The organism is Paenibacillus sp. S33 (assembly GCF_053615415.1).
This window is the reverse complement of record NZ_JBSIEZ010000001.1, coordinates 4,573,212-4,595,396: the sequence shown is the minus strand read 5'-3', so window position 1 is coordinate 4,595,396 and position 22,185 is coordinate 4,573,212. Positions and strand designations below refer to the sequence as shown.

At 46.9% G+C, this 22,185-nt stretch carries 19 protein-coding genes and 1 riboswitch; of the genes, 10 read left to right on the top strand and 9 right to left on the bottom strand.

From position 1 onward, the window contains the following. Positions 1 to 22: 22 nt before the first annotated feature. From ACWGXJ_RS21045 to ACWGXJ_RS21035, 3 genes are read right to left on the bottom strand one after another with little or no spacing between them, the layout of a single operon-like run. Positions 23 to 199 carry a FeoB-associated Cys-rich membrane protein gene (locus ACWGXJ_RS21045; RefSeq protein WP_452567537.1) on the bottom strand — a complete coding sequence of 59 codons (177 nt, stop codon included), beginning with the start codon at positions 197 to 199 and terminating at the stop codon, positions 23 to 25. Between the two features lie 36 nt (positions 200 to 235). Then, positions 236 to 2,245, bottom strand: coding sequence for a ferrous iron transport protein B (gene feoB, locus ACWGXJ_RS21040; protein WP_452567536.1), 2,010 nt, complete (start codon positions 2,243 to 2,245; stop codon positions 236 to 238). Next, positions 2,236 to 2,481 carry a FeoA family protein gene (locus ACWGXJ_RS21035; RefSeq protein WP_016820309.1) on the bottom strand — a complete coding sequence of 82 codons (246 nt, stop codon included), beginning with the start codon at positions 2,479 to 2,481 and terminating at the stop codon, positions 2,236 to 2,238. Before ACWGXJ_RS21035 ends, feoB begins: the two co-directional genes overlap by 10 nt. A 280-nt stretch (positions 2,482 to 2,761) precedes the next feature. On the opposite strand from ACWGXJ_RS21035, the gene ACWGXJ_RS21030 reads away from it, so the two are divergent. Together ACWGXJ_RS21030 and ACWGXJ_RS21025 are read left to right on the top strand one after the other, a co-directional pair. Then, the gene (locus tag ACWGXJ_RS21030) at positions 2,762 to 3,889 is read left to right on the top strand and encodes a transglutaminase domain-containing protein (protein ID WP_165179339.1); all 1,128 of its coding nucleotides are present in this window, start codon (positions 2,762 to 2,764) and stop codon (positions 3,887 to 3,889) included. A gap of 47 nt (positions 3,890 to 3,936) precedes the next feature. Further along, positions 3,937 to 5,313, top strand: coding sequence for an MFS transporter (locus ACWGXJ_RS21025; protein ID WP_069290396.1), 1,377 nt, complete (start codon positions 3,937 to 3,939; stop codon positions 5,311 to 5,313). A gap of 118 nt (positions 5,314 to 5,431) precedes the next feature. Here ACWGXJ_RS21025 and ACWGXJ_RS21020 read toward each other — a convergent pair whose 3' ends face one another. Together ACWGXJ_RS21020 and ACWGXJ_RS21015 are read right to left on the bottom strand one after the other, a co-directional pair. Then, positions 5,432 to 6,898, bottom strand: a complete 1,467-nt coding sequence (locus tag ACWGXJ_RS21020) for an amino acid permease (protein WP_069290395.1) — start codon at positions 6,896 to 6,898, stop codon at positions 5,432 to 5,434. A gap of 134 nt (positions 6,899 to 7,032) precedes the next feature. Further along, positions 7,033 to 7,235, bottom strand: a riboswitch (Lysine riboswitch). Between the two features lie 121 nt (positions 7,236 to 7,356). Further along, on the bottom strand, positions 7,357 to 8,490 hold the full coding sequence (locus tag ACWGXJ_RS21015; protein ID WP_250266684.1) for a virulence factor: 1,134 nt from the start codon (positions 8,488 to 8,490) through the stop codon (positions 7,357 to 7,359). A 416-nt stretch (positions 8,491 to 8,906) separates the two neighbouring features. Between ACWGXJ_RS21015 and ACWGXJ_RS21010 the strand changes: the two genes are divergently transcribed. From ACWGXJ_RS21010 to ACWGXJ_RS20995, 4 genes are all read left to right on the top strand, one after another. After that, on the top strand, positions 8,907 to 10,253 hold the full coding sequence (locus ACWGXJ_RS21010) for a cytochrome ubiquinol oxidase subunit I (RefSeq protein ID WP_061831486.1): 1,347 nt from the start codon (positions 8,907 to 8,909) through the stop codon (positions 10,251 to 10,253). Then, entirely contained in the window at positions 10,250 to 11,281 is a 1,032-nt protein-coding gene (locus tag ACWGXJ_RS21005) for a cytochrome d ubiquinol oxidase subunit II (protein WP_452567535.1), read from the top strand. The genes ACWGXJ_RS21010 and ACWGXJ_RS21005 overlap by 4 nt, the downstream gene beginning before the upstream one ends. Before the next feature lie 6 nt (positions 11,282 to 11,287). Continuing rightward, positions 11,288 to 11,398, top strand: a complete 111-nt coding sequence (cydS, locus tag ACWGXJ_RS21000) for a cytochrome bd oxidase small subunit CydS (RefSeq protein WP_414126406.1) — start codon at positions 11,288 to 11,290, stop codon at positions 11,396 to 11,398. Between the two features lie 210 nt (positions 11,399 to 11,608). Beyond that, the gene (locus ACWGXJ_RS20995; RefSeq protein ID WP_452567534.1) at positions 11,609 to 12,619 is read left to right on the top strand and encodes an MBL fold metallo-hydrolase; all 1,011 of its coding nucleotides are present in this window, start codon (positions 11,609 to 11,611) and stop codon (positions 12,617 to 12,619) included. A gap of 219 nt (positions 12,620 to 12,838) precedes the next feature. Here the strand turns inward: ACWGXJ_RS20995 and isdG are convergent, their stop codons facing one another. From isdG to ACWGXJ_RS20975, 4 genes are read right to left on the bottom strand one after another with little or no spacing between them, the layout of a single operon-like run. Further along, positions 12,839 to 13,192, bottom strand: coding sequence for a heme oxygenase (gene isdG / locus ACWGXJ_RS20990; RefSeq protein ID WP_452567533.1), 354 nt, complete (start codon positions 13,190 to 13,192; stop codon positions 12,839 to 12,841). A gap of 1 nt (position 13,193) precedes the next feature. Continuing rightward, positions 13,194 to 13,985, bottom strand: a complete 792-nt coding sequence (locus tag ACWGXJ_RS20985; protein WP_165179347.1) for an ABC transporter ATP-binding protein — start codon at positions 13,983 to 13,985, stop codon at positions 13,194 to 13,196. Then, the gene (locus ACWGXJ_RS20980; RefSeq protein WP_452567532.1) at positions 13,982 to 14,980 is read right to left on the bottom strand and encodes a FecCD family ABC transporter permease; all 999 of its coding nucleotides are present in this window, start codon (positions 14,978 to 14,980) and stop codon (positions 13,982 to 13,984) included. Before ACWGXJ_RS20980 ends, ACWGXJ_RS20985 begins: the two co-directional genes overlap by 4 nt. Positions 14,981 to 14,989: 9 nt before the next feature. Continuing rightward, complete coding sequence (locus ACWGXJ_RS20975) at positions 14,990 to 15,970, bottom strand: ABC transporter substrate-binding protein (protein ID WP_452567531.1); 981 nt, start codon at positions 15,968 to 15,970, stop codon at positions 14,990 to 14,992. A 398-nt stretch (positions 15,971 to 16,368) separates the two neighbouring features. Here ACWGXJ_RS20975 and isdC point away from each other — a divergent pair, with 398 nt between their 5' ends. The 4 genes from isdC to ACWGXJ_RS20955 all read left to right on the top strand — a co-directional run bounded on the left by isdC (position 16,369) and on the right by ACWGXJ_RS20955 (position 22,036). After that, the gene (isdC, locus tag ACWGXJ_RS20970; protein WP_322174810.1) at positions 16,369 to 16,884 is read left to right on the top strand and encodes a heme uptake protein IsdC; all 516 of its coding nucleotides are present in this window, start codon (positions 16,369 to 16,371) and stop codon (positions 16,882 to 16,884) included. 72 nt (positions 16,885 to 16,956) lie between these two features. Further along, positions 16,957 to 17,424: an NEAT domain-containing protein gene (locus ACWGXJ_RS20965; protein WP_025718712.1), complete on the top strand. Its 468-nt coding sequence runs from the start codon at positions 16,957 to 16,959 to the stop codon at positions 17,422 to 17,424. Between the two features lie 32 nt (positions 17,425 to 17,456). After that, a complete protein-coding gene (locus ACWGXJ_RS20960; RefSeq protein ID WP_452567530.1) occupies positions 17,457 to 17,954 on the top strand; it encodes an NEAT domain-containing protein in 498 nt (165 codons plus the stop codon). 89 nt (positions 17,955 to 18,043) lie between these two features. Continuing rightward, the gene (locus tag ACWGXJ_RS20955; protein WP_452567529.1) at positions 18,044 to 22,036 is read left to right on the top strand and encodes an NEAT domain-containing protein; all 3,993 of its coding nucleotides are present in this window, start codon (positions 18,044 to 18,046) and stop codon (positions 22,034 to 22,036) included. Positions 22,037 to 22,185 lie beyond the last annotated feature (149 nt).

Genomic DNA, 22,185 nt, shown 5'->3' with positions numbered 1-22,185 from the left:
CATGTAATGATGAGTTTTTGAATTAAATACTTTTCTTGATTTTCGCATGATCTTCATTCATAGAACTCACGGCACAGCCAGGACATGACTTGCTCGACGAACACCCCACACAGGCGCCTTGACGGCTTTTTCGCAAAAATCTTACCAGCACCCACGCACTATAACCGAGGATCGCCAATAAAATGATGATATTGATCATGGAATTCACTTCCTTTTATTTACTATAGGGCCTGACTTAACCCCAACCTAATAATCTGCCACATTGATAGATCAAAACGGCGATGATATATGCGACGGTCAAAGGATAGATCACAGAAAATGCGGTCCAACGCCACGAAAGGGTTTCTTTACGAATGACCGCTACCGTAGCCAGACACGGAACATACAGCAGAATGAACACCATAAAGCTAAAAGAGGCAAGCGGTGTAAAGGCCTGTCTGACTTGTAGTTCAAGTCCCTGCATATCGGGAACGTGGTAAATAATATTCATCGTTGATACGACAACTTCCTTGGCCATAAAGCCTGTGAGCAGGGAAGCTCCTGCTTGCCAGGTGCCAAAACCGAGAGGGGCCAGTAATGGAGCGAACCAACCTCCAACGGTGGCAAGCAGGCTGTCATTCATTTCTGCCCCGAAGCCCTGCGGACCGAAATTGGACAAGAGCCAGATGCCAACGGAACCTGCAAGAATAATGGTTCCGGCTTTACGGACGAAGCCTTTGACCTTCTCCCATGTGCTGCGGAATAGTGTAAGAGCCTGCGGCACTCGATAGGGAGGAAGTTCCACGATAAAGAGGGAGGGCTCACCCGACAAAATGGATACTTTGGAAAAAATTTTGGCAAGTATAAGTGAAACGATGATTCCTAACACATACATCAGCATGATAATGCTTGCCGCATGTGTTGGGAAAAACACACCCGCAAACAACGCATATACCGGCAGGCGGGCTGAACACGACATAAAGGGCACCAGCAATGTGGTAATGAGGCGTTCTCTGGGCTGTTCAATGGTGCGTGCCGCCATAATCGCAGGGACATTGCAGCCAAATCCGATGATGAAGGGAATGAAGCTTTTCCCGTTCAAGCCAACGGCTTGCATCAGGCGATCCATGAGTATCGTGACCCGTGCCATATACCCGGAGTCTTCAATCACAGAAATTATCAGAAATAAAATAGCAATTTGAGGCAGAAAAACAAGCACACCCCCGACTCCAGCCACGATGCCGTCCACGACTAGACTTTGCGTAAAAGCAGACGCGTTCAAGTGAACGAGTAACTCAGAAATCCAAGTGCTGAGTGTCCCTGAAAAAAATCCATCCAGCATATCTGAAAGGATCGTACCCGCCCAATCGAAGGTGAACTTGAAGGTAGCGTACATCAACAGCAAAAAGATCGGAATCCCCAGATATCGGTGAGTTAATAGTGAATCCAGCCTATCCGTCAGGCTGTGCGGTCTGAGTTTGGAGGTGTCGAGTGCCTTGGTGCACAGATTAGCAATCCATGCTGTTCGTACAGAACGAATATGCTGAGCAGGGGTGATGGCATGGCCTTCACCGAGAAGTTCTTCCTCGCAACGGTGGATGCGTGCAGTTACTTGTTCACGCTGTACCTCATTCGTCATCCATTCCATGACGACAGGATTGCCTTCCAGACATTGCAGTGCGGCCCACCGCAGTTGCGGCACAGGTGCATTTGGCAGCAAGTCGCAAATATCGGTAATAGCAGCTTCAACGGCAGGGCCGTAGTCCAATTGAAAAGCATTGGATGTACGTCTTACCTCCCGAAGAGAAGCGAGCATTTGCTTACTTCCACTGCCTGTACGCGCCACCATAGGAATGATGGGAACGTTCAATTGATCAGCTAACAATTCCTTGTTTACACGAAGACCCGTGGCATCGGCTACGTCAGTCATGTTTAAGCCAAGTACAAGCGGACGGCCATACTCCAGTAGTTGTACGGTTAGATAGAGATTACGCTGGAGCTGGGAGGCATCCACAATGTTAATCAGGGCCGTAGGAGGTTCTTCCAGCAAATATCGAGTTGCGACACCTTCATCCAGCGAAAGAGGGAGTAAAGAGTAGGCGCCCGGCAAATCCACCAATACGGCAGACTTGTCACGCAGGATGCCTGTTTTCTTTTCCACTGTGACGCCGGACCAGTTTCCTACTTCTGCATACGTACGAGTCAGCTTGTTAAATAATGAGGTTTTTCCTGTGTTGGGATTACCGAATAGAGCGATCATGTCCATGTTGGAACAACCTCCAGTTGTTTCACCTGATTTTGGCGAAGGCCGACCAGCTGGCCGTTGCATTCAATGACAATAGGACCGCCCAATAAACTGATTTTTTTTAACCGTATGATGGAACCTTCGTTAATGCCCATGTCTGTTAAGCGGCGGCGCAATGAGGGATGAAGAGGGGCGAGAGATTGCAAACGCACAGTCTGACCCAGTGGCGTACGAAGGAGTGAGATACATTCTGGCATGGTGCTCAGCCTTTCTGATCTAGAATGAGAATCAATATCATTTACTTCCGATGCCAGTACCATATCATGAGGAAATCTAGATTGCTGTGATAAAACTCTCTACGAACGACATGTTTGCTCATTATCCGATCTGTTATATAGCCGAGTATGATGTCACAACCTGTCTTGAACTGCACCCTTACTCGTCTGCAACCGACAAAACTAGAGCGTTTGGGGCAACTGTTTTTATGGTAAGATATAGCTGTTTACAACTATGCTAAGAAGGGCAGGAACGCTCTGTATGAACAGAAAAATCGGGGTTAGGCTTGTAAAATGTCTGGTTGCGGGTGCAGCGCTGGCTGTGTTGCTGCCGCAGGCTGTGGAGTGGGGCAGCAATGTGTATGCGACGTCGGTTAAGCCGGCTCCATCCGTATCATCGCAGCAGCTTCAGAACAAGCTTTTACAGGCAATGGCTACGCGGAGTGAAACGCTGACCTTTACATATCAAGGGCGAGTGAACGGTCTCAAGCAGCAATTACAGACGGCCATCCAACAGGCCATGGAGAGCGATCCGTATGTGAATTATACGATCAAAAGCTACGCATTCAGCTATACAGGCACAACGACCTCCGCTCAGGTTACGATTCGTCTAAGCTACCGGGAGACGAAGGAACAGACAGCATATGTGGATAGCACAGTTAAAGCGGTGCTGGGGGATATTATTACGAAGGGAATGACGGATCATGAGAAGGTAAAGGCCATTCATGATTGGATCGTCGTTCGCCTGAAGTATGATGAAGCACAGCAAAAGTACACAGCCTATGATGGCCTGAAAACGGGAAGCACGGTCTGTCAGGGTTATTCACTGCTGGCCTATAAAATGCTGGAACGTGCAGGCATTACGAACCGGATTGTGGAAGGAAGAGCAGGGGGCCAGCTGCATGCATGGAATCTGGTTTTATTAGATGGTCGATGGTATCACATGGATACGACATGGGATGATCCAACCCCGGATCGCGCGAACGAGGTAAGCACTTCATATTATCTGCTGACGGATACCGAAATGCGGCGGGATCACTCATGGGTTAAGCCGTATCCTCAAGCGAATACATCGTATCGGGAAACCTTATCAGCACTGGTAACTGCCGGAGGATCAAAGGCTGCTGTGTATCAAAAACTGTACAATACCCTCGAATATCCGCTGCAAGACGGCAAGGGTCTGGTTAAATCATCCGCCGACATTAAGGAACAGGTACGTAAGATTGTAAATAAGGGAGGGACGACACTTACCTTTGCCTATCAGGGAACGGAGCGAAGTCTCAAGGAGGATTTACAATCCTTATATCAACTCGGTTTGAAATCCATTTCCTATCAGATTACGGATCTAGGAAGTACCGGCAATCTTCGTGTAACCCTGAAATGGACCTAATCATCTTGCTGTAAAAAGCTACATTAACAAAGGAGTATTTTATTTATATGCACAAGCGTTCCTTTACCTATTTGCTTGGCACGCAGACCATGTCTAATGCGGCCGACATTCTTTACATTATGGCACTTGTGTCTCTGGTTTTTCATGAAACGGACTCCATCTTCTCTTCGGTGCTCGTTCCGTTGCTGCGAATGGGAGCACAGATGATCAGCGGCTTTTTAGCACCGCTCATTTTGGCCCGATTCCAGCTTCCTTTTATTTTATTCGTTTCTCAGTTCGGACAACTGGTTTTCTTCGCTGTTCTGCTGGGCCACTTGTGGTCAGCGGGTACGGAGCCGATATGGGTGATTGTGTTTACGTTGGTGACAGCCATGTCCTTTCTGGATGGATGGACCACGCCTGCGCGTAATGCACTGATTCCTCGCCTTGCGTCTGGGGAAGGACTCATGCGGGCAAACAGTCTGGTGTCGGTCAGCGATCAGACGGTGCAATTAGCGGGGTGGGGGCTTAGTGGGGTGCTCGTAGCCATGCTAGGCTCGGAAAAAACACTGCTAGTGGCTGGTGGACTCTATATGGTAGCAATGATCTTCACCAGCTTGATCCGAGATCCACTAGAGGGCAAAGCCCATTATTTGCTGCAACCTGGAACAAGGGTGCGAGGTGGAGATGTTTCGGTTTCCGAAACTGGTACTGAGCCCGGGCAAGGGCATCATGACTTGCCCCCTTCACAGCTGGAAGATACACTGTATGGCCCGGAATCAGAGAGCCCTGCACTACCTCCCAAACGTAAAAAGGAAATACTTCGTGAAGGCTGGAGCCTTATCGGAGCCAGTCGCAGACTGAAAGCTCTTATTTTTATGGATATGATTGACCTTCTAGGGGGTTCGGTTTGGGTAGGCGCGTTCACGCTTGCTTTCGCCCAGCAGGTTTTGCACAAGAGCGAGGCATGGTGGGGATACATCAATGCAGCGTATTTTGCAGGAGCGATTGGCGGCGGCATCGTTGTCCTCGCCTGCGTCAAGCATTTGCAGCGCAGGCTGCTGCCCGCCATGTTAGCGGGGATGGCAGGCTACGGGCTGCTGACAGCATGGTACGCACTGAACACATTACCGCCGCTGACGCTGCTTATCGTGTTGTTGATGGGACTACCTGCGGAAATGTCTGTCGTATCCCGCCGCACGATGATGCAGATGAGTGTGTCTGTACATGATTTGCCCAAGGTGCTGTCTGCCCAGGCCACACTGACAAGTTTGACCTTTTGTATTTCGCTCCTGTTAATGGGCTGGATTGCAGATCATCTGGGCATCGTTAATTTGTACTTGTTTTCTGCAGTGCTGACGCTGATTGCTGTTATATACGGTGTTTTTAGTCGTCGTGCCTTATCCATGTCTTTGTCAGCTTCATTGGAACCTTCCTCCAAATAAACAGAAAAAGCCCGTCTCCGGGCATATACAGGTGAAAATGCGGATAAATGGTCTTGGACCAGGCTTACCAGCGTGTTTTCCCTGATATGTGGAGACGGGCTTTTTTTACTGTTTTCTATTATTTATCCGAAGAAGCATCTGGACTCAAATCACATTCTTTTAACGGAACGATTTTAGTACGTTTGATCCATTTGTAGCCGAGCCACAGCAGAAGGAACAGCGGCACACTCATATACGTAGCGATCATCGTTTTCCAGTCAATCTCCTGTCCGGTGAAGGCATCCGCCCCTTGCCCGATAATGACAATGATACACAGAGCGAAGGCAAACAACGGCCCAAACGGGAACCAGCGGGCTTTGTATGGAAGCTCACTCAGACTGTGGCCCTGTGCAGTAAAGGCACGGCGGAAACGATAATGGCTGACTGCAATCCCGACCCACGTAATAAATCCGCACATTCCAGAAGCATTCAGCAGCCAGTTATAGACTACACCGTCTCCATACAGGGAGGCGAGAAAGGCTAGCATACCGACAGCGGTCGTGATCAGCAGCGCGTTCATAGGAATGCCGCGTCTATTGATACGTCCGAGGAAACGCGGGGCTTTACCTTCCCGTGCCAAAGCGTATAGTACCCGAGTTGCCGCGTACATACCCGAGTTACCTGCCGATAATACGGAAGTCAAAATAACGGCGTTCATAACAGAAGCAGCAATCGCAAGCCCTGCTTTTTCAAATACGAGCGTGAACGGGCTGACCCCGATGTCACTGATATCTCCCCGCAGCAGATTTGGATTGGTGTATGGAATGATCAATCCAATCACGAGAATCGCGAGAATATAAAAGAACAGGATGCGCCAAAAGATTTGACGGATGGCGCGCGGCACATTTTCACGCGGATTTTCGCTCTCTCCAGCGGCTACCCCAATCAGCTCCGTTCCCTGAAAGGAAAAGCCGGCTGCCATGAATACGCCCAATACAGCAAAGAATCCGCCATGGAACGGGGCGTCTCCTACTGTGAAGTTGGCAAATCCAACCGCAGGACCACCCATAATGCCGAAGATCATCAGCACACCTACGGTCAAAAAGATGACCACGGTCACAATTTTAATCATGGCGAACCAGTATTCAGACTCACCGTAGCCTTTGACTGTCAATGCGTTCAACGCGAAGATTACGGCTAGGAATAACAGACTCCACCAGGCAGAGTGGCTTTCCGGGAACCAATATTTGATGAGCACGGTCGCTGCTGCTAATTCGGCAGCAATCGTCACCGCCCAGTTGTACCAGAAGTTCCAGCCCATGGCGAAACCAAAAGCCGGATCGACGAAGCGACCTGCATAGGTGTTAAAAGAGCCTGATTCAGGCATAAATGTAGCCAACTCACCGAGGCTGGTCATAAGGAAGTAGACCATGAGGCCAACTGCTGCATAAGCCAGCAGCGCACCGCCGGGTCCAGCTTCGGCAACCGCGCCTCCACTGGCGAGGAACAGGCCCGTACCGATAGAGCCGCCGAGGGCGATCATCGTCATATGGCGGGCTTTGAGACTTTTACGCAAGGTTGCGTCAGGTGTTGCTTTGTGTTGCACGTTCAAACACTCCTTCATGAAATTGTATTTCATGTCAGGGCAAGAGCCAGAAGGAGGGGGAGTATATAAATCAAAAAACCGCAGGGAATACGCCTGCGGTTTTGTCTATGCATTCCGCACCATACCTTCTTCCATAACAAGATAGCTCAACACACGTGTCTGTGTTAGGACAGCGTGTGACAGTTCTGCTCCTTTCGGTTAGCAGCCCCAGCATTCGGAGTATTTACAAAGAGTCAGCTCCGCATACTTCGGCGGGTGTACCTTTCCACTGGAATCTCAGACGGCTCTTATCGTCTCCTCCGGTGTACTGATTACATCCGCGACCTCTACCTCATCATAAAACAGGGTTGATGAGGTGTATGACATGATATTTTATTGTATAGCGAACTACAGTATATCGTACCTGTACATCTTCTGACAATCGACAATTTTTTGAAAATCACTCGTAAAATCTTAAATTAAGAGTTCCGCTTGGCCATCTGCTGCCAAACTGTGCCCGCGGCTTGTTCGCCTGATTCGATGCGTTCCAGCGCCATTTTAGCCTGCAGACTAACCTCGAATTCGGGGTCATCGACCGCCTTCTCCAGCGCATCACGTGCATCCTCGGTTCCAACCTCGTATAAAAAACGTGCCGCCCGCCAGCGCACCAACTTGCTGCTATCCGACAGGGCTCCGATCATTGCGCTGGTAGCGACCGGGTCGCCGATGTCCGACAACGTGTCGCCTGCGGTGCGGCGTACTGCCGCTGAAGGATCGCGCAGCGCCTCGGCTAGCAGATCCATCGCCTCTGGTGAGCGAATATCGCCCAGATAGACGACGCCCAGCCGCCGCAGCTGCATTTTGTCGTCATGCAGCGCTTGCCGGATAAGCGGCAAATGCTCAGGCGTCGGCTCCAACCGATCCAGCGCAGCGTAGCGTGTGCGCCAATCCTCGTGCTGCAGGGCTTGCTCCAGCTCGGCATCGCTCCATTCGCGGCGTTCCTCTACGAATTCGCTGTTGTTTGCGCCGTGGGCAATCGCCTGTTGGATAATCTGCTCCAGCCGCTCTTGCGGAAAGGCTGCCTCCAGTTCCTGCTCGACCTCGCGTGCAATGTCCGGCAGTTCACCGTAGCGGACGCCGTAATCGCTCAGCTTGCGTTCCTTGATCAGCGTTGCACTCGCTACACGGGTAACGGCTTGCACAAAGCGGTCGGACAAGGAAATTCGTTCCTCTTGCTGCCCCGCCTTGACTCGAATTTGCATTGGAATACCACGGAAAAATTGCACAAAGACCTGCGCCTCGCCAAATGCTTCTCCAGAGGTTTCCTCTGGCAAATCCCAATTGGCGTCAGCGCCTTCCTCGCCTAGCTGATCCCGGACTTGACCCAGAATGGTGGACCAATCTGCATTCCCTTTGCGGTCAAGGGCTACAAAGTCGGTCGTGTGAAACACGCTTTTGACCCCTTCAATGCCCAGCATGCGCCGGATAAATGGGGGAGCGGAACGCTCATTGTCCCGTGTATATGTTCTGCGGATACCCGCTTCCAGTCGCTCATCCAGATGCAGCATCATGGTGTTCGGACTGGGAGTAGGCTCGATAGATGTTATTTTCATAGCTCAGTACAGCCTCCTGTTCAAAAGTTCTCCATATATAGCTTATCTGTATTGTAACTCATTCTGCGAATGTCTCCAAAGATAAGTTCGCGTATACGAGAAAAACACAATGACATATCTCACACTAATCCAGGTAAACACTAAAAAGAAATACTGCTACATTCAATGCAGAAGCAGGGTTAAAACTCGATAGAATGAACCAAACTGTGAATAGGTTACCAAAATGCGCCAATAGATAAGTGAAGGAGGCGTTCCTATGTTCCGCAAGCAGGAAAGAACGCTCATTATTGTATGTATAGTAATTGCGGCCATCATGCTATATGCCGTAATTAAAAGCATAGCTCGCTTGACTCCTTAGTTGGTAATCCAGAGTGATCTGCGATGTTTAAAATGTGAAATGAAGGAGTGAAACCCATTTGTCTTCACTGGACCCTGTATTGCTAAGCCGGATGCTGACCGGAATTACCCTGTTTGTTCATATCGTATTTGCATCCATCGGCGTCGGCGTACCCTTAATGATTGCACTAGCAGAATGGCGCGGGCTGCGAACTGGTGATCCGCATTATACACTGCTGGCCCGACGGTGGGCGCGAGGGTTTGTCATTACCGTTGCCGTGGGTGTCGTTACAGGCACCTCCATTGGTCTGCAACTCAGCTTGCTTTGGCCCACCTTTATGCGTGTGGCTGGACAAGCGATTGCGCTGCCCTTATTTTTGGAGACGTTTGCTTTTTTCATCGAAGCTATATTCTTGGGCATCTACTTGTATACCTGGGATCGGTTTAAAAGCAAATATTTTCACCTGATGCTGCTCATCCCGGTAGCGATTGCCTCGTCTGCCTCAGCGGTTTTTATTACGACTGTGAACTCGTTCATGAACCAACCTCAAGGCTTTACACTCAAAAATGGAGTCATGACAAATATTCATCCCATCGAGGCTATGCTAAATCCGGCTACGCCAACCAAAGTGTCCCATGTATTGGCTTCTTCGTATACATTGAGCGCTGGTGTGCTGATGGGGCTGGCTGCTTACAGCATGCTGCGAGGGCGTAATCACCCTTATTTTAAAAAGGCGCTAAAGCTGACTGCCACCTGTACCATTGTGTTTGCCATCAGCACCGTGATGATCGGAGACGCATCCGGTAAATTTCTGGCCAAATATCAGCCGGAGAAGCTGGCTGCCGCCGAATGGCATTTTGATACGATGACGCACGCCCCCTTTGTATATGGCGGATACATGGATAAAAACGGTGAAATCAAATATGCCTTGAAAGTGCCTTATGCACTTAGTGTGTTGGCTGGTAATTTGCCCAGTACGGAGGTTAAGGGATTAAATGACTATCCGGTGGAGGAGCGTCCGCCGCTGTCTATTCATTATATGTTTGACCTCAAAATCACCACAGGAGTGCTGATTCTCGTCATCCCACTGCTGTATCTGATCCGTAAGCGCCTGCCAGGCCGCAAACCGTACCCCAGATGGCTGCTGTTGGCGCTCATTCTGGTCGGGCCGATGGCGATGGTAGCTATTGAGCTCGGATGGATGTTTGCGGAGGTCGGTAGACAGCCGTGGATTTTACGCGGATATATGAAGGTGTCCGAAGCAGCAACCACTTCTACGAGTGTCGGGTGGATGCTGGTGTTGTTTGTTATTTTGTATCTGGTGTTGTGTTTCTCGGCCATTAAGGTACTCAGCAAGCTATTCCGCAATAAGGATGCGGTGGAAGAGATAAGGCAGCTGGGCCTGGAAGGGGCTGAAGGCAAGTGAGCTATGAAATTGTAGGTATCGCCATTTTGTGGACGTTCCTATTCGGATATTTGCTTGTGGCATCCATTGATTTTGGTGCAGGTTTTTTCAGCTTTTACAGTGTGTTAACAGGCCACCAGAACAAAATCCACAATATCATTCAACGGTATCTATCCCCAGTGTGGGAGGTAACAAACGTATTTCTCATCTTTTTTGTGGTGGGATTAAACGGGTTCTTCCCGGATGCAGCATATTACTATGGTACGGCGTTACTCGTTCCCGGCAGTATTGCGATTGTGCTTCTCGCCATCCGGGGAGTGTATTATGCATACAATACGTATGGGCATTCCGGTAAAAATAATATCGTCTACATGGCGTTGTACGGTGCGACAGGGTTACTGATTCCGGCGGCACTGTCCACAGTTCTCGCTATTTCGGAGGGCGGCATTATTGTAGAAAACAGTACAGGTGTACACCTGCAATGGGGTCAGCTATTAAGTAATCCCTACACGTGGGCGGTTATTATTCTGGCGCTGGTGAGCGTGCTGTATATCTCGGCGATGTTTTTGGCCTATTATGCCAAAAGGGCGGGAGACAAGGTCGCTTTTGAAATCGTACGGGGATATGCGCTGCTTTGGAGCGGTCCAACGATTGTTGCGAGTCTGCTCGCATTTTTTCAGATTAACAAACAAAATCCAGATCATTTTACCAATATGCTGAACATAGCCTGGATGTTTGTTGCATCCTTCATATGCTTTGCGGGAGCAGTTTATCTGGTATGGCAGCGGCGGCATCTGGGGGTTTCATTCATATTGGTAATGCTGCAATTTGCATTTGCCTGGTATGGCTACGGCCGCTCGCATCTCCCGTATGTTCTGTATCCCTACATTAATGTCTACGACAGCTTTACAAATTCTACGATGGCGTATGCGTTGATTACGGCGTTTGTTGCGGGTCTGCTGTTGCTGATCCCTTCGCTGATCCTGATATTAAGATTGTTTCTGTTCGATGCAAAATATGTGCGCGGACATGAAGGGAAGAAAGGGTGAGTTAGAGTGGCTGCTTTCGAGCATTTTACGATTATGTACGAGTCACCTATCATTATTGTCGTGGCGATAGCGTTTTTGTTTATTTATTCGGCACGCTTTAAAAATCCACAGGACTGACAACTACAGGTAGAACAGGCCTTCCTGATTGATACGGGAGGTCTGTTTTGCTGTATTATCGCAGAATTTCCTTTACAGACGTGATTGAATTATACTTTACATATATCAGGATGTTGCATCATTTTATGTTCACACTCGAGTGACAATATATAGTTAAATTGAACCGCTGTGTTTTTTGGAGAACGGGTTCATCAGGGAGGGAGCTGCATCATGCCCAAAGTACGTTTTAACAATATGGATCATGTAAATACCGATAAAACAATCAAGCAATTCAGACAATGGCGGCAGGAGCGACGCAGCAAAACAAAGGATTATACATTCGTTGTGCCAAACCATCCCCCGGAGCTGGAATTTCTGCATAGCAATCGGGAGATGGCGACAGCCACCTGGGTGGGACATTCCACCTTTTTCATCCAGTATCTTGGGCTGAATATCGTCACCGATCCGGTATGGGCAGAGCGTATGGCTTTTGATAAAAGGTTGGCTCCGCCCGGCATTCGTATTCAGGATGTACCACCACTGGACATCATTCTGCTGTCTCATTCCCATTATGATCATTTACATTTAGAATCGTTGCGGAAATTATACCGTGCAGATACGCTGATGCTCGTACCCACGGGATTAAAGGCGAAAATGATCCGCAAAGGTTTTCGTAACTGCCATGAGCTGCAATGGTGGGAGCATTTTACGGTAGGAGGGGTACGATTTACGTTTGTTCCAGCCCAGCATTGGACACGACGCACGCCGTTTGATACGAACACTTCGCATTGGGGGGGATATGTTCTGCAAAGTGAACAGCAGGTGATTGGCTCTGCCACGTCCGTCACGGAATCCCATCCTCATTCGAATACAGACTCAAAGGATGCACCAACGTTGTATTTTGTGGGAGACACCGGATATTTTCGTGGGTTTAAAGAGATTGGCGAGCGCTTTGCCATTGATCTGACCTTTATGCCGATTGGCGCGTACGAACCGGAATGGTTCATGACCTCGCAGCACGTGACACCGGAGGAGGCATTGCAAGGGTTTGTAGATTGCGGCGCAGATCAGATGATTCCGATGCACTACGGAGCCTTCAAGCTGGCGGATGATACGCCAAGAGAGGCGCTGGACCGGCTCGAAGCGGAGCGTGAGCGTATGGGTATTGCGAAGGAACGCATTCATGTTCTTGGGCACGGAGAGACGCTGAAAATTGGACGTCGCTGCTCAACTACAATCTGAGGAATTCGACATAATCCTTATATAAGAGGATTTTGCAAAAATCCAATAAGCGACTTCCAATGAATAAGATATAGATCGAAATGTTTTAGTTCGTCTATATCTTGTACTTCGGAGCGACTGGAATCGAATTTTGTAAAATCCTGATAAAAAAAGCGGCTCGGCGGACAATTAATTTTGCCTGCCGAGCCGCTTTTTTTGGTTTTTAGCTATAATGCAGGATTAAACTGCTTCGGAATCACTTGCCAAAGAGGAGGAGTCGCTGTTGGCGATGGGATGACGAACGATTTTAACTTCATAGAACGTGATTTTATTTTCAATAATATAGTCCGGAATTTGACGATGGCTATGGGATTCGCGGAATGCTTCGCTTTTCGTCCAGCCTTGGAAGTTCTCTTTTTCTTTCCAGCGTGTACTGATTGTTACTTCCTCATAATCTTTCGTGTTTTCAGTCAGCAGTACTTCCAGACCGAGAAAGCCTTCCATTTTTTCAACTTTTCCTTCTTTGTTAAATCTTTCGATGAGTAAATGTGCATTGCCCGGTGTGATTTTAGATGTATTTGTAACGATAACCATATTAAATTCCTCCTGAATGATGTGGTATGGTCGGTATAATAACCGGATAGCCATCCTCAAATTTGATGGTAGCGTTCATTTCATAAATGTCGCGAAGAAAAGCAGACGTCAAAATCTCACGGGGTTCGCCGGCAACGGCGATTCGTCCCTTTTTAAGTGCAATCATATGATGACAATAGGCCGCAGCTTGCTGCAAATCATGCAGTACCATAACAATCGTCAAGCCGGACTCGTGATTGATACGCCGCAGCATATCCATAACTTCAAATTGGTGGGCGATATCCAGAAAAGTGGTCGGTTCATCGAGCAACAGAATACCTGTTTGTTGGGCCAAAGCCATTGCAATTCGCGCTTTTTGTTGTTCACCTCCTGATAGAGTATGGAACATTCGATCTGCATAGGGCTGGATGCCCGTGATCTTCATGACATGGTCCACGATTTGCTGGTCCTGTCCGGTATGGCGTACCCTCAAGCCTTTGGCATGAGGAGATCTCCCGTAAGCGACCAGCTCGCGGACCGTCAATAACGGCAGCATGTCCTTCATTTGCGGCAGCATTGTAATCGTCTGGGCAAAATCACGCCGCTTGTATTCCTGCACGGGTTTGCCCAGGACGGAAACCTGACCCTGATCCTGCTTGAGCAACCGGGTCATAATCCGCAAAAGCGTGGACTTGCCTGAACCGTTCGGTCCGACAATCGCGGTGAGCTGACCAGCGGGCAAGGTGATATTCACATCGTCCAGCTTGAAATACCCACGTTGTAAGGAGATATGCTCACCCTGAATGGCTGTCATCCGAAATTCCCCCGTTTCTTGAGCAAGATTAAGAAGAACGGTGCCCCGATGACGGCCAACAAAATACCTACAGGCAGTTCAATCGGGTCAAACCAGGATCGTGCCACCGTATCTGCCAGGACAACCAGTGTTCCACCGCCTACCATGGAAAGGGGGAGGAGGAAACGATAATCTTCCCCGATTAGCAGCCGTATGACATGGGGAACGACCAGCCCTACAAAGCCGATTAGCCCGGCTACACTGACCGCTGTACCGGCGAGCAGGGCAGACAGCAGGATAATGAGCATACGTTGAAGCTCTACTCGCTGACCAAGCAGCTGTGCTGAATCGTCGCCCAGCAGCAGTAAATTAGCAGGTTTAATTGCAAAGAAAGAGGCGATTAATCCAATGATGGCGTAAGGCGCCATAAACTCTAGATGATGCCAGCTTCTTCCGTTTAATCCGCCGGATAGCCAAGGAAGAACGGCCTGTACGCGGTCGCTGTACATGACCATTACGCCGTTAGTGAGTGCGCCCAGCAGCGCGTTGATCGCAACGCCAGCGAGCACAATTTTGACAGGCGATGCCCCTCGGTCCCAAGCCAGCAGATAAATGACGATTGCGCTCAGAAAGGCTCCCAAAAAGGCGGTTATCGGAAGAAGGTAGCTGAGCTGTGGAAGCATCACCATCGTAATGACGGCGGCAAGTCCACCTCCAGCCGATACACCAATAATGCCAGGGTCAGCCAATGGATTTTTCATCACACCTTGAAGAAGTGCTCCGGAAGCTGCAAGACAAGCTCCCACCAGTAAACCTACTAATACTCTAGGTAGCCGGAGATCCATCAGGATCGTGCGATATGTAGATTCATCATTATGTAGCAAAACATGATAGATTTCTTGAAGTGGAATTGACACCGAACCGTAGGCCAGACCGTACACAGAGACGGCCAGCAGTAGAATCGGAAGGGTAATCCAGGCGATGGTGCGTCTTCTGGCGCGCTGTAGTTTGTTCATCTCCATCGCCTATTTCGCCGGATACAGCTTTTGATGCATCAAATCCAGCGCTTTAGTGACACGTGTGCCCGGATTCGTACCGAACAGATCTGAAGGTAAAACCTCGACCTGATTGTTTTTGACTGCTCGGATTCCGTTCCAAGCTGCATTTTCCTGCATTTCTTTTATAAATGCGGCTTTAACATCTTCCGTATTGCCATGGGTCATGATGAAGATGTAGTCAGGGTCAGCCTGTATGATGCGTTCTGTGTTCAGCTGCGCATATTGCGGAAAATTTTGCAGGCCCGGAAAATCAGCGGCGATGTTCGAGCCACCCGCAGCTTCCAGAATGTTTCCACTTAGTGAATTTGGCAGTGCCGCCATATACGTAGCCGGGGCTCCGTAGACCAGCAACACCTTCGGTTTGGAGGCAGAAGCGGTTTCCTTTTGCAGCTTAGCTACTTGTTGGTCAATTTGCTGATTTAGCTTCATGGCCTGAGCCTGCTTTTGCAGTAATTGTCCGAACAGCGTAATTTGCGACTGAATATCGTGAACTGAATTGGCTCCCGTCAGCAGCAGCTGTGAACCGACTCCTTCAATGGCTGGGATGTCTTTTTCATTCATAGGATAGTTGCCTAGTACGACATCCGGTTTGAGCATCGTAATTTTCTCCAGATCTACTTCATGAGTGGAGCCTATTTGCTGAACGTTTTCAGCAGCAGGTACGACGGAAGGTCCATTGGAGTTGGGTCTGCCCACGGCTGTCCCGCCTAATGCGTAAATAATATCCAGATCGCCATTGCTGAGCGCAACGATATGTTGAGGGACCTTTTGAAAGGCCAACGTCCGTTTTGAGAAATCAGTAACTTGAATCGTCGCGCCACTTCTCGTGCTTGAAGCGGTAGATACGGAAGCACTGGCTGGTTTGTGATCTGCGGTCGAGGTACCATTACTGCATCCGGTAACTGTTAATAAAAGCGCTGCGGATGACCACAACACATAAGATTTCATGTTATTCCTCCTGCAATTTTCAAGTTAAACAATAATGATAATCATTTTCATTTATGTATAAGAGAATGATAATGAATATCACTGAGGATTGTCAATTGAAAAAAGCAAATTTTTAAATAAATTTTGAACTAAAAATAAAAGAGAGTAATTCGAATTATAGAAGAAGGAACTACAAATTTTTATTAAAAAATAGCATATATCAAGGGTTTACGTACACACAAATACATATTGACATTTTTGAAAAGTGTAAGATATATTGGTGATGGGTTTACTTGATTTTGCGAAATTATGGAATAGAGAGGTGGGGAGACAAGCTCGAAAAGAGCTATTTTTTTTAAATTATCAATTGAGAATGATAATCAATTAGTTTATTCTCGTGGGGAGGGACTGCTGTCAAAATGAAGAAGGGGTATTCTGCAATTATTGCTGTGTTTCTGCTGGTGAGTGTGCTGAGCTTTTGGCCAACTTCGTCATCTGTAGGAGCCGCTGCGGCTTCTCCAAAATTGGCGGATGGTACATACACGCTCAAATACAATATCCTCAAGGCAGAAAATGATTCGGTGTCCATGGCTAATGATTATTTTGAAAAACCAGCTAAGTTGTATGTAAAAAAAGGTCAAATGACCATGCAAATTAAGCTGAATCATAGCGAATGGACAACTGGGTTTAAAGTAGATTACAAAGGCAAAATCATCGATACAAAGGTTATCCATAAGGATGCCAAAACCGATACCCGCACCGTACAATTTCCAATTACGAGTGTGAACAGCCCGTTAATCTCTAAAATCCATGTTACTGTCCCTGCGTATAACTACGATCATGACTATACGATCCGCTTCGCTTTTGATTCCAAAAGCGTCAAAAAAATAGCAGCCGTCCAGTCAGCAAAATCAACTAAATCTTCCAAGAAGTAAATTCAAGCCATCTTTATCGTTCATAAAATCAACACAAATTAACGCATAAAAAATGGAGGAGTGTGTGTAGATATGAATATGGTAATGAATCGCTTTGAGCAATTTTCTTTTAAGAAGGTATTTGTAGCATTGATCATGACAGCGCTTGTTTTTGCACTCGTTGCTCCATTCTCAGCTAAAGCGGCAGCAGCCGACGGCACGTATAACGTAGACTATACCGTTCTGAAGGATCAAACCAATGAAACTTCTCGATTGGATAGCTACCTGACGAAGCCTGCTCAGGTTACGGTAGCTAATGGCAAAAATGTCGTTCGTCTGACTGTGAAAAGCAGCAATCTGATTACAACGTTCAAAGTAGAGCAAAATGGCGTACTGCAAGATGCGACTGTGGTAAGCACAGATACTGCGAACAACACTCGTGTAGTGGAATTCGAAGTTGCTGATCTGAATGCAAAAGTGAATGCTTACGCTGAAATCACAATTCCAGTAATCGGCTACACAGGCAAGTACGATGTACAACTGCAATTCGACGAAATCTAATCCAAAATAAAACGTAAAAGGAGATTAAGAACATGAACATGATTATGAATCGTATGGAAAAATTGTCTTTGAAAAAAGTAATGCTTACTGTACTGATGGCAGCGCTTGTTTTTGTGGTACTAGCTCCATTTTCTGCCAATAGAGCGAATGCGGCTTTGCCTAATGGAACGTATAACGTTGATTATACAGTGTACAAAGATGGTACCAATGAAACCTCATACATGGACTCAAACGGTTATGTCGCCAAACCCGCTACATTAATCGCTAATAATGGTCAATACAAAGTTAGAGTAGCTATTACTAAAAGTGCTTGGGTCACTGAATTCAAAACGCAACAAAACGGCCAGTATGTGAATGCGGCTGTGGTAAGTACCTCAGGTGATACAAGAATAGTAGAGTTCCCTGTAAGTAGTTTTTCCCAAAAATTGAATGTTAAGTTGCATGTAAGTGTGCCTAAAGAATACACGGGTGGAATTCCATATGATCACGATTACACTGTTCAATTTTTATTTGACGAAGATTCCATCTAATAGTGGAGTAATTATACATTGATCTTATACTCATTTGGAATTCTATTGAGCTCCAAATGAGTATATTTTAAGTAGGGGGATTAATACACTTGAAAAGGCAATTAAAAAAATACTTAATGACGTTTGCAGCTATTGTTATGCTGCTCTCAGTTGTTTTCCCATTTGCTCCGACCGTATCTGCTTCTGATGAGACAAGCTCATCAACAGAATCTGGTGTATCCGAGCCCTCTGTGACGCAAGATGTATATCCGGTAGAGCCAAGTCCAGAAGAAGTGGTTCCAACAGTAGATGTGGCAAGTGCGTACACAGGAGCAGCCGCAGACTCACAGAGTTCCAGCACTGTGAAGGATACTAATGAATATTCTATTAGCTACGTTGTTAAAAGTGAAAGCAAGGTGTCAGGGGTAGTGACTTCCCCTTATAATGATATGTTCCTAAAGCCAGCTACGTTGACGGTTGAACAGAGTTCTACTGTAGGGCAGGCTACGTATCATGTTTCTTTAATTCTCGACAATCCTAATACTCCCTTTACAGATATCGAATTTAGACAAAACGGAGAAACCGTTCCTGCCCATATTTCAGATTTAGTAAAAGGGGAAAAGACGTATGAACCACGAACAGTAACATTTGATGTGTATAATTTGGAACAAAAAATTGATGTGAATTACAATTTAAATAATAGACTCAGACAAAACTGGATTGAATTTGATCCATCAACTATAGCTGTAAAAGAGGGACCCGTAACTCCCCCTACCCCTTCACCTGAGCCGGAAGTTCCCTTGAAACCGGGTGTCCTTAATTTTACAATACTGAAGGACAAATCAGAAGAAGTTTCTGTGATGGACGGTTACGCCTCAAAGCCTGCAAAGCTCGTTCAAAAAGGAGATAAATGGTATATTCAACTGACGTTTAATAACAGTAGCTGGATTCCTTCATTTCAAACAGAGCAAAACGGTAAATTTGTAGAAGCAGCAACTATTTCAGAGGTTAGTGATGCTAATCAGCGTACGGTTGAGTTTGAGGTAAGCAACTTATCTAATAAATTGAATGCTTACACTCATGTGATTGTGCCTGGTTTGGAACTGGGAGGAGTACCATACGATCATTGGTATCATGTTCAAATCAAGTTTGACACATGTATTACACCTGACCCTAGTGCACCACCGACCTTGGCGGATGGAACGTACTCTATTAACTTTAATGTGCTGGATGCAACAAAAGATCAAGCATCGAGAATGGCGCAATATCTGGTGTCTCCAGGGACTTTGACGGTATTGAAGGGGCAAAAAGAAGTCTCCTTCACCATTAAAGACAGCACTACAGTAACGGAATTCAAAACAGAGCAAAATGGAACGTTGACGGATGCGGATATTGTAAGTGAGGACAAAACAGCCAATACGCGTGTGGTGAAATTCAAGGTAGCGAATCTGGATACAGTTTTGAACGCACAAGTCCATATTCTCATGGGTACGTATAGTGCAGACCACAAAATCCGTCTTAAATTTGACCAGCCAGGAACGGACAACGGTTCAACTCCAGTAACGTCAAATCTAGACTTTACGCTGTTAAAAGACGGTTCAAGTGAAAAGTCCATGATGGATGGATATACAGAAAAACCGGGTACCCTGGTTGAACGTAAGGGCAAGAAATATGTACAGTTTACTTTGAAAAAGAGCAAACAGATTGACGGCTTTAAAGTAGAACAAAACGGAGTATTGACCAATACTGCCGTAGTAAGCGAAAATCAAACGGCGAATACACGTGTTATCGAATTTGAGGTTAAAGAAGTGCCTGCCAAGCTGAACGCATGGGTAAGCATCAACTGGCCTGAGTTAAATTATGTGGAAACATATAATGTCGATCTCCAATTAGGAACGGCAACATCCCCGGTTGATCCTGGGACGCCAGGTACGCCCGGGAAGGTTTTAGCTGATGGAACGTATTCAATCCATTTTGATGCATTGCACGCAACAAAGAATCAAAAATCGGCAATGGCGCAATATTTATTATCTCCAGCGACACTGACGGCATTGAAAGGCAAGTATGAAGCTTCCTTTACCATCAAAGACAGCGCCACAGTGACGGAGTTCAAAACAGAACAAAACGGAACGTTGACAGATGCGGATACTGTAAGTGAGGACAAGACAGCCAATACGCGTGTTGTGAAATTCAAAGTAGCGGATTTGGACGCGATTTTGAATGCACAAGTACACGTGAGCACGACCTATCCAGGTGGGGTTTATGAGATGGATCATAAGCTTCGTCTGCAATTTGACCGCAGCAGCATTGCGGTAAAAGGAACAGACGGCGGCACAACTCCCGTGACTGAAAACGGCAGATACAGCATTGATTTCTCCGTCCTCAAAAATGGAAGCAATGAAATATCTGTGATGGATGGCTATATGCAAAAACCAGCCACGCTGTTAAGACAGTCCGGTAAAAATGTGATTCAGATCAAAATGGACAAGAGCAGCTGGATCAAAACCTTTAAAGTAAATGGTGCAGAAGCTCCGGTGGTTGAGCAATCGACCTCCGCAGATACACGAACAGTACAATTTGAAGTGCCAAATCTCTCGGATAAAGTGACAGTGAATACACATGTGATCGTACCTGGATTGGATTTGGGTGGCATCCCATATGATCACGTATATGATGTGCAATTTCAATTCGAGCCTGCTACTATTCGCAGCTTTGTCGAGCCTTCCTCTACAGGAGCTACAGATCCTATCGTCAAATTGGATTTTGACAAGCTTGTCAATGGCAAATATGCTTTGAAATTCAGTATTGTATTGTCAGATGGCTCAACAGCAGTGGATTCTCCGGCTCAACGCTTCATCACTGACGAATCGGCGCAATTGGTCGTGGAAGGCGACAAACGGTTTGTAGGTCTGAAGCTGCAAAACAGTAATGAAGTGAAGGCGTTGCGCATTTGGGACAATGCAAGCGGGGACTACCGAGACGCAGAAGTGACCCAGGAAGATGCAGCAAGCAATACGAAGCACGTTCGTTTTAGCGTAAATGACTTTAAAAACAATGTGAAAGGCCAACTGGTTGTCTATGAAGCCCCTAAAGTGGCAAGTGCCACTCCGATGGTCTTTAAGACTGAGGATCGGGTAGAGAAGGTATACGATTTTGAATTTAAATTCGATACCAGTAATGTATCTTATCACAACGAAACCAAAGCAGACGAAGTAGAACAGGGGAAAAATAACTTAGCCGATGGAGAGTACACTGCGAACTTCCGTGTGCTTGCAAACGGAACGGATAAGGATTCTTTGGTGGCTCCATTTGTACAGAGTCTGGCGAAGTTGATTGTAAAAAATGGTAAGGTCCAGGCCCATGTAACCGTAACGGACAATCAGGCTTTGAAATTATTCCAAACGGACTTTGAAGGCCGCTATGCTAATCCAACGATTGTGGCTTCCGACACAAAAGGTGACACGCACACTATTGCGTTTGAAGTGCCTGATCTGGATAAAAAGTTGAGTGTGTACACACAGGTATATCTGCCTGAGAAATACATTCTAAATGAGAAATTCGGCGGACAGATTCAATTTGACCGTGCATCGCTTAAAGGTGAGGGGGTCAATGCAGCTACAACTGCAACCGCAACTGAACCAACAGCAGCTTCTACGGACAAGGCAGCAGAAACAACTGCATCTGTGGCTGAAACAAAACCAGTAGTTGAGCAACCGGTTCAAACGGCTTCCGAGAAGCAATACACGATTAATTACAATGTATTTAAAGATAAAACGAGTGAAGCTTCCGTTATGGACGGTTATCTCGACAAGCCAGCTACACTGATTGAAAAGGGAGACAAGCGCTATATTCAAATTACTTTGAAAAATAGTTCCTGGATGCCAGCTCTCCAAGTGGAGCAAAACGGTACCCTGAAAGATGTGGAAGTAATCTCGACATCCGGCGATACACGTGTCGTTCAATTCGAGGTAGGGGACTTGTCTCAGAAAATTGGTGCTTACACACACGTCATTGTGCCTGGTTTGGTCCTTGGCGGAGTGCCGTATGATCACTGGTATACAGTTCAGTTCCAATTTGATGAAGAAAGCCTAAAAGCGAAGTAGCCTCAGGTTGTGATAATTAATGAAGTCTGAATAACAGCAAAGTTTGTATGCGAGCAAGTCTTGGTGCCCCGGCATCAAGACTTGTCAGCATTTACATACCCAAAAAGTTGGGGCTCCTACTGTTTTTCTATATTTTGAATTGAGGTGAC

Bases quoted from the DNA above. Each gene is read 5' to 3' on its own strand.
- ACWGXJ_RS21045 (WP_452567537.1), bottom strand. From the start codon at position 199: ATGATCAATATCATCATTTTATTGGCGATCCTCGGTTATAGTGCGTGG.
- feoB (WP_452567536.1), bottom strand. From the start codon at position 2,245: ATGGACATGATCGCTCTATTCGGTAATCCCAACACAGGAAAAACCTCA.
- ACWGXJ_RS21035 (WP_016820309.1), bottom strand. From the start codon at position 2,481: ATGCCAGAATGTATCTCACTCCTTCGTACGCCACTGGGTCAGACTGTG.
- ACWGXJ_RS21030 (WP_165179339.1), top strand. From the start codon at position 2,762: ATGAACAGAAAAATCGGGGTTAGGCTTGTAAAATGTCTGGTTGCGGGT.
- ACWGXJ_RS21025 (WP_069290396.1), top strand. From the start codon at position 3,937: ATGCACAAGCGTTCCTTTACCTATTTGCTTGGCACGCAGACCATGTCT.
- ACWGXJ_RS21015 (WP_250266684.1), bottom strand. From the start codon at position 8,490: ATGAAAATAACATCTATCGAGCCTACTCCCAGTCCGAACACCATGATG.
- ACWGXJ_RS20995 (WP_452567534.1), top strand. From the start codon at position 11,609: ATGCCCAAAGTACGTTTTAACAATATGGATCATGTAAATACCGATAAA.
- isdG (WP_452567533.1), bottom strand. From the start codon at position 13,192: ATGGTTATCGTTACAAATACATCTAAAATCACACCGGGCAATGCACAT.
- ACWGXJ_RS20985 (WP_165179347.1), bottom strand. From the start codon at position 13,985: ATGACAGCCATTCAGGGTGAGCATATCTCCTTACAACGTGGGTATTTC.
- ACWGXJ_RS20980 (WP_452567532.1), bottom strand. From the start codon at position 14,980: ATGAACAAACTACAGCGCGCCAGAAGACGCACCATCGCCTGGATTACC.
- ACWGXJ_RS20975 (WP_452567531.1), bottom strand. From the start codon at position 15,970: ATGAAATCTTATGTGTTGTGGTCATCCGCAGCGCTTTTATTAACAGTT.
- isdC (WP_322174810.1), top strand. From the start codon at position 16,369: ATGAAGAAGGGGTATTCTGCAATTATTGCTGTGTTTCTGCTGGTGAGT.
- ACWGXJ_RS20965 (WP_025718712.1), top strand. From the start codon at position 16,957: ATGAATATGGTAATGAATCGCTTTGAGCAATTTTCTTTTAAGAAGGTA.
- ACWGXJ_RS20960 (WP_452567530.1), top strand. From the start codon at position 17,457: ATGAACATGATTATGAATCGTATGGAAAAATTGTCTTTGAAAAAAGTA.